The organism is Enterorhabdus sp. P55, assembly GCF_009911695.1.
In the GTDB taxonomy this organism is placed as follows: Bacteria; Actinomycetota; Coriobacteriia; order Coriobacteriales; family Eggerthellaceae; genus Enterorhabdus.
Genome location: NZ_QWKK01000268.1, coordinates 1 through 745, shown reverse-complemented (window position 1 = coordinate 745; position 745 = coordinate 1). Strand labels below are relative to the sequence as shown.

The following is a 745-nucleotide window of genomic DNA, read 5'->3' as shown; positions in this document are numbered from 1 at the left end:
TCAGTCTTATGAGCAAGATGTGAGACAGCCAAGCATACAAGTAGCTCTAAGAATAGCCTTAGCGCTTAGAATTGATTGTGAGAGCTTATGGGATGCTTATGAGGAAGAACCGCTCTTGAATAGCAAATACTTTGCGCATATAGAAGCCGGATGGCCGAAAGGATAGCCTAGAAGTTCATATTTTGCGTTCTAAGCGCATTTAGTGTTTAGTTGGCATAAAACTACCCCAGAACTGCGAGCGTCCAAATAGGAGTTTCTGGGAGGCTTGTAACGCGACGGAGCGAAGCGGATGTTACTAAAGGCAGAACGTCACAGAAAAGAGTTAGAAGAGTACAAGCGGAGCGCCCAAGATCGAGAGAAGGGAAATAAAATATAATATATTAAAATGAGCAAATAACAAAAGAATATGATAAACTTATTTTGTAAAGAAAGCGTATACAAATATATCAAAGAGAAGGAGAAAAGCATGAAAAATTTTAAAATTAAGGGTATTGTTTTTTCCACGGTAGCTATATTAACAATAGCTAATTCCACTATTATTTCCCATGCAGATGTAGCTGTTGAAAATTCACCAACATTATCTGGAACTCCTGCAGATATCCCATCCGATGCTTCACAAATAATTTCAGATACAGAAGATTATGTAGAATATAAAATTGCTGATGGTGGGGAGATCCAAGATTCAACTGGACAAGATATCCAAATACCCGTTACTGTTTCTACAAATATTCAAGAATCTAGTGAT

At 37.6% G+C, this 745-nt stretch carries 1 protein-coding gene; it reads left to right on the top strand.

The genetic code is table 11. The annotated features are described in order from the left end of the window. Nucleotides 1-466 precede the first annotated feature (466 nt). On the top strand, nucleotides 467-745 hold a 279-nt coding region (locus tag D1643_RS11205), incomplete at its 3' end, for a hypothetical protein (protein ID WP_160710666.1).